Source organism: Metabacillus rhizolycopersici (assembly GCF_020075705.1).
The window spans coordinates 1-5,938 of sequence record NZ_JAIQUM010000143.1 but is presented as its reverse complement, the minus strand read 5'-3'; the positions used below and the strand labels follow the sequence as shown (position 1 = coordinate 5,938).

The window sequence follows — 5,938 nt, the reverse complement described above, 5'->3', positions numbered from 1 at the left end:
CCTGAGCCAGGATCAAACTCTCCAATAAAGTGTTTGACTTGCTCATAAGTTTTGTACTATATAGTACGTTTATGTTAATCGAAATTAACGTTGGCACGCTTGGTTTTGTTTAGTTTTCAAAGATCATCTTGTTGCCGTTTCTCTCAGAAGCGGCTTTATTAAATTACCATATCACGTTTGTTTCGTCAACTTATTTTTAGATATTTTTCTTTTTTAAAAGTCAACTACTCAACCGCTCCTTGGCGACGAATATTAATATAACATTTCAATTTTGTTTGGTCAACTAAAAATCTAAACTTTTTTGTTTTTATTAATGATCTTAACTAAAACAAAAAATAGAAGTACTCTATTTTCAAACCCATTCTTCCTATTTCATTTTATTTTTAATCATTTTCGTCGAAGTCCAAGCATAAACTTGTCACAAGAGTAAGTGGACGAGGGGGACCATTATGAACCAGTTTCATGTCATTCATATGAAAAGGATTAAACAAGTTGCAATAATTATGGTAGCAGCCTTTTTTACCGCAGGAATTTTATATGTAGAAAATGTCTTAAATTATCCTGTTTTCTCTACTTCTGATGGACCTAAGGCAATCTACAGGGGTGAGACGAAAGGAAATGAAGTTGCATTAACCTTTGATATAAGCTGGGGCGATGTAAATGCTGAGCCAATACTAGAGACATTGAAAAAGCAAAAAATTAATAATGCAACCTTCTTCGTGTCCGCTTCTTGGGCGGAAAGACATCCTGATGTAATCAAGCGGATTGTCGAAGATGGTCATCAAGTAGGAAGTATGGGGTACGCATATACTAATTACAATGATCTTGAGCCAGACGAGGTTAGGAAAGATTTATCATTAGCCCAAGAGGTTTTTACGGAATTAGGTGTGAAAGATGTTACATTGTTACGTCCCCCGGGTGGAAACTTTAACAAAGACGTGCTTACTGTCGCACAAAAGCACGGATACACTGTTGTTCACTATAGTATCAATTCAGATGACTGGAAAAATCCTGGAGTTGAACTGATTGTTAAAAATACGACATCTAAGATAAAGGGAGGAGACATTGTTCTTCTACATGCTTCCGATTCAGCTAAGCAAACAAATAAGGCATTACCCGCTATATTGAATGCAATATCCAGCAAGAACTTAAAAAATGTCACGGTTGGTGACCTTATCGCCAATGCTAATGCGAAATCTTCTGAAATTAAATAAGCATGAACAAAAGCGCTGAAGCTAAATGTCATACGCTTATCCATGGTACAAGAGTTTTCTAAACAGCAAAAAAGAACTAGCTCATCCTACGCTAGTTCTTTTTCACTTGATTGAACCGAGGCAACATTAACAATTGATACGCATTACAAACCTGGATTGGAATTAGCATTAGCAATAACCAATCCTGCTCATTTACTCTTAAAGCTGGAAACCATTCAATTGTCGTAATAACAATCATAAAAAACAATGCAGGAATAAACGCCTCTTTATTCGTATCCATTCTTTTGAAATACGCTATGATTCCGCCCACTATAAGGACATATAGCGCCAAAAAAATATACGGTGTTATTGTTTCGCCATCCTTTACAAAAAGCTGAAAACGGAAATAGACTAAATCAAATAACACGAAGACAATTAGTACAATTTGGGCTAAATTCCACATCGGCACCGAACGGAAAATCCCTAATCCAAACCTATGTACCGTCAAGTAAGCAAAAAAGCCCATTTGGCTAATAACACTAAAAATAAATCCAACCCCAATAAGCCAGAATAAGATTGATAAGACTTCAATAATATCAAAGGCTATAAATAACTCTTTATATTCTGACCACTTTAAAGCAAATCCGACAATACCCGTTGTTACCCCACCGACGAGTAAAGTACTAATAAACAAACGAACCCAATTTCGACTATTCACAACGTTTTCCCCCATTATATTACTATTATTGATTTTACCAAGCCTTAATGATAAATACCACATCAGAAGTATTTTCCGCGTATAAATACTCCTAATTAATTCAAAATATAAATAGCAAAATGCAAATAGAAGGGAGCTTAGATTAACATGAAGAGATACTCGCTCCTCATGATACTAACACTTTTAATAATTAGTGTACTGATCTCTGGCTGTGCACCTAAAGAGGAATCCGCGGGTCAAATGGATTATGAAGAAACAAAGAAAATGGTTGTTGATATATTAAAAACAGACGATGGAAAAAAAGCACTCCAGGAAGTAATGAAGGACGAAGAAATGAAACAAGTCCTTGTAATGGACCAAAAAGTAGTAACCGATACCATTCAAACTACCTTAACATCTGATAAAGGAGCCGAGTTTTGGAAAAAGACTTTTGAGGATCCTAAATTTACTGAAAGCTTTGCAAAAAGCATTCAAAAAGAGCATGAAAAGGTGATAAAGGGCTTAATGGCAGATCCAGAATATCAAAAAATGCTTATAGGGATTTTTCAAGACCCTGAAATGCAAAAGACGTTGCAAACGTCAATTAAAAGCCAAGAATTTAGAACACATCTTCAAGATGTAATAATGGAGACACTATCAAGTCCTATATATAAAGCAAAAATACAGGAGACCTTATTAAAAGCTGCTGAAGAAGCCGGGAAGCAAGGTGAGCAATCTTCTGGAGAAGAAAACAGTGGTAGCGAGGAATCAAGTGGTGAAAGCTCTAAATAACCTATGTATGTGTAATTAAAACCTTTCATCAGATAATTTAAACGCTCCTCTCATAAGGCGAGACCCTTATCAGTGGGATTTTCTCTATATCCCCGACTAAGAAAAGCGCAAGGCGCCAACTATCGGCGACAAGCACAAGACGAGCCAGCCGGAAAGGTTGTTCTTTAACCTTTCGGTTGGACTGGCTTGTGACCTCGAGCCGATGACGCCTTGCGCTGGACAATTCGCGAAGCCTAGACTTATAAATTCTGATATTATAAAAAAGGTTATCAGGATTTATCTTAGCTTGAACGAGCAGCTAACTATCACCTTCAAATCTTTGATTCATTAACAATTTAGAGGCGGGGGATTACTACCCATTATAAATACTAAAAGCATAAAAAGCGCAATATGCGCTTTTTATGCTTTTACAGGTATTATATTTAAAACTTGTTCAGCAATGGTTTGATAAATTCGTCCAATTGGATGATCATCCCCATAGACAGATGGAGCAAAATCTTCCTCATTCCAATCAGGTTGCTGCAATGGAATTTTTCCAATCAGCGGAACTCGAAGTTCTTCTGCAAGCTTTTCACCGCCACCGCGGCCAAAAACATATTCCTTCTCTCCAGTTTTCACACTTTCAAAATATGCCATATTTTCAATGACACCTATAATTTCATGATCAGTTTGCAAGGCCATCGCACCAGCTCTTGCCGCTACGAAAGCAGCTGTTGGGTGTGGCGTTGACACAATAATCTCTTTGCAGGATGGTAGCATAGAATGAACATCTAATGCAACATCACCTGTCCCAGGTGGTAAATCTAATAATAGATAGTCAAGATCACCCCATTCTACCTCATTAAAGAAATTATTAAGCATTTTCCCTAGCATAGGTCCTCTCCAAATAACAGGAGCATTATCCTCTACGAAAAATCCCATTGAAATGACCTTTACACCAAATCTCTCAACTGGAATGATTTTTTCGCCACGTACCACAGGTCTTTTCGAAATACCCATCATGTCAGGTACACTAAATCCGTATATATCAGCATCTATTAGTCCTACACTTTTCCCTAATCGCGCAAGTGCCACAGCAAGGTTGACCGAAACCGTCGATTTCCCTACCCCACCTTTACCACTAGCAATAGCTACAAAGGTTGTTTTACTTCCTGAGGATAACAATGAATCTGCTTGAGAACTACTTTCATCTTGATAAGCAGCAATCGTTTCTTGAGGAAGCTCATAGAAACGAAGCCCTACAGATTTAGCTCCAGCCCCTTTAACTAACTCAACAATTCCCTGCTGTAGTTGAAGCTGCTCAGGCGTATTCGTTCTAGAAATTCCAACTCTTAAACTAACATGAGATTTTTCCTCTTTTATGTTTACCTCTTCAATCGCCTTCAGTTCTTCTAACGACCTATGTAAAAAGGGATCTTGAAGTTGTCCGATGATTTTACGTAATTCTTCTTCTCGTAACATGCTAACCATCCTTTGTATGAATTCGTTTACATAATTATAACATGATTACGATATTATTAAGAGTAATTAACTTCAAATGCTACTATCTTTTTATTCAGGAGGATTTGTTTCGTTTGAAAAGTATCTTAGAATGCCATTATAAATTGATGCCGCTACTTTTTCTTGATATACTTCTGTCGAAAGTAATCTTTCCTCCTGAGGGTTTGATAAAAAACCTACTTCAACTAATGCACCTGGCTTATCCGCATTTTTAAGTACATAAACACCATCGATTGGCTTTGCTTTACGCTCAGTATTTTCGAGGTTTCTCCGTAATTCATCTTGTATAAATTTTGCTACATTTTCATTTTCAATAAATTTCCCATTATAAAATGTCTGTGCGCCTCTCCACCTAGCCGAAGGAATTGCATTCAAATGGATGCTTAAAAATAGCTCAGCTTCAGATTCATTAATTAATTTTACGCGCTTTCTTAGGTCATCCGCTTTTCTTCTACTATATCCCTTTATGCTTTTATCTGCTAAATCAACATCTTTTTCTCTCGTCATTAACACGAGAGCTCCTTGTTCCTGTAAGTAATCCCTTACTAATAAGGTAATGCTTAGGGATACATCCTTTTCTAATGTTGAGCCACCTACAGCTCCCCCATCTGGACCGCCATGGCCTGGATCTAGATAAATCACCTTTCCACTAAGCGGAAGATTCCAAGACTCCCAAGATTTATTATTCGTAAATTGCCACTGGAATAGAATAAGCAGCACTATAAAACCCGCTATAAAAGCAGCCCATTTTATCTTTTTACTCATATAATCCCCCCTGCCCGTCCTCACTTCAATATATGGGGCAATTTTGAGGAATATGATAAAAGAAGTACTTAATCTTTAACTAATGGAGCCTTAATTTATAGCGTTTCTCTCCTTTTATAAATCCTTCTTCCCACAATGACTGAATGAAATATTCACAGGCAAAATAGACCTCATCAAACGAGATATCCTTTTCATCTGTTTTCTCCCACGTTAGTAAAAAATCATATAATTCATCAATTAACTGTTTTTCTTCTACCTGGCACCTTTTATTTGCTGACTGCATTGACTCTCCCAAATAACCAAAACGACTATATTTTGCACCTAGTAAGTAGGCTTCAATAGCAAAATCAATACATCCATCTTCAATCATGGACTTTTTTCCATTTTGAACAACCCTTCCAAAAAACTTCTCAATTGCACAATTAATTTCTGTTAACGATAATTCTCTAAGCATTTTTTTCTCGTATTTTAGATCCCTCTGGTGTCTCTTCTCTTTTAAAGAAATAATATCATTCATACTAAAAGACCCCCTTTACATGTAGTGTTCGACTGACATCTTTTATCATTCGAATGAATATCTGCCAATTTCATCAAGTAAAGGAAATCTTATTACCTTACTTATTTACTAAATGTTTTTTTACTACTGCGATCCTATAAAGTTTAGGTCTCCTTATTGCATGCTTCCTTTTGCTTCTCCAATCAAAAAGGCCTCATCTTTTTGAAAGATTAGGCCTCGATACATTATTGGACTATTTATTATATTAACCTTTTCCTGGTTCTTCACTTGGACCTTTACTTGGTTCTTTACTTGGTTCTTCACTTGGACCCTTACTTGGTTCTTCATTTGGACCCTTACTTGGTTCTTTACTTGGTTCTTTACTTGGTTCTTCACTTGGACCCTTACTTGGTTCTTTACTTGGTTCTTCACTTGGACCCTTACTTGGTTCTTTACTTGGTTCTTCACTTGGACCCTTACTTGGTTCTTTACTTG

7 protein-coding genes are annotated in these 5,938 nt (G+C 36.7%); 2 read left to right on the top strand and 5 right to left on the bottom strand.

The features are described 5' to 3' along the window. Window positions 1-449: 449 nt before the first annotated feature. Entirely contained in the window at window positions 450-1,214 is a 765-nt protein-coding gene (gene pdaB / locus K9V48_RS26795) for a polysaccharide deacetylase family sporulation protein PdaB (RefSeq protein ID WP_224142132.1), read from the top strand. 91 nt (window positions 1,215-1,305) lie between these two features. On the opposite strand, the gene K9V48_RS26790 is transcribed toward pdaB, so the two are convergent. Continuing rightward, window positions 1,306-1,911, bottom strand: a complete 606-nt coding sequence (locus tag K9V48_RS26790) for a KinB-signaling pathway activation protein (RefSeq protein WP_224142131.1) — start codon at window positions 1,909-1,911, stop codon at window positions 1,306-1,308. A gap of 147 nt (window positions 1,912-2,058) precedes the next feature. Here K9V48_RS26790 and gerD point away from each other — a divergent pair, with 147 nt between their 5' ends. Further along, window positions 2,059-2,682 carry a spore germination lipoprotein GerD gene (gene gerD / locus K9V48_RS26785; protein WP_224142130.1) on the top strand — a complete coding sequence of 208 codons (624 nt, stop codon included), beginning with the start codon at window positions 2,059-2,061 and terminating at the stop codon, window positions 2,680-2,682. Window positions 2,683-3,081: 399 nt separating this feature from the next. On the opposite strand, the gene salA is transcribed toward gerD, so the two are convergent. The 4 genes from salA to K9V48_RS26765 all read right to left on the bottom strand — a co-directional run. Beyond that, window positions 3,082-4,143, bottom strand: coding sequence for an iron-sulfur carrier protein/transcriptional regulator SalA (gene salA, locus K9V48_RS26780; RefSeq protein ID WP_224142129.1), 1,062 nt, complete (start codon window positions 4,141-4,143; stop codon window positions 3,082-3,084). Between the two features lie 90 nt (window positions 4,144-4,233). After that, complete coding sequence (cwlD, locus tag K9V48_RS26775) at window positions 4,234-4,947, bottom strand: N-acetylmuramoyl-L-alanine amidase CwlD (protein WP_224142128.1); 714 nt, start codon at window positions 4,945-4,947, stop codon at window positions 4,234-4,236. 79 nt (window positions 4,948-5,026) lie between these two features. Next, window positions 5,027-5,464 (bottom strand): DUF2521 family protein, encoded by a 438-nt coding sequence (locus tag K9V48_RS26770; protein WP_224142127.1) that lies wholly within the window; start codon window positions 5,462-5,464, stop codon window positions 5,027-5,029. A gap of 244 nt (window positions 5,465-5,708) precedes the next feature. Further along, window positions 5,709-5,938 (bottom strand): PT domain-containing protein (locus K9V48_RS26765; protein WP_224142126.1); only part of this gene is annotated, 230 nt, incomplete at its 5' end.

Coding starts and splice junctions, on each gene's coding strand:
- pdaB (WP_224142132.1), top strand. CDS start 450: ATGAACCAGTTTCATGTCATTCATATGAAAAGGATTAAACAAGTTGCA.
- gerD (WP_224142130.1), top strand. CDS start 2,059: ATGAAGAGATACTCGCTCCTCATGATACTAACACTTTTAATAATTAGT.
- salA (WP_224142129.1), bottom strand. CDS start 4,143: ATGTTACGAGAAGAAGAATTACGTAAAATCATCGGACAACTTCAAGAT.
- cwlD (WP_224142128.1), bottom strand. CDS start 4,947: ATGAGTAAAAAGATAAAATGGGCTGCTTTTATAGCGGGTTTTATAGTG.
- K9V48_RS26770 (WP_224142127.1), bottom strand. CDS start 5,464: ATGAATGATATTATTTCTTTAAAAGAGAAGAGACACCAGAGGGATCTA.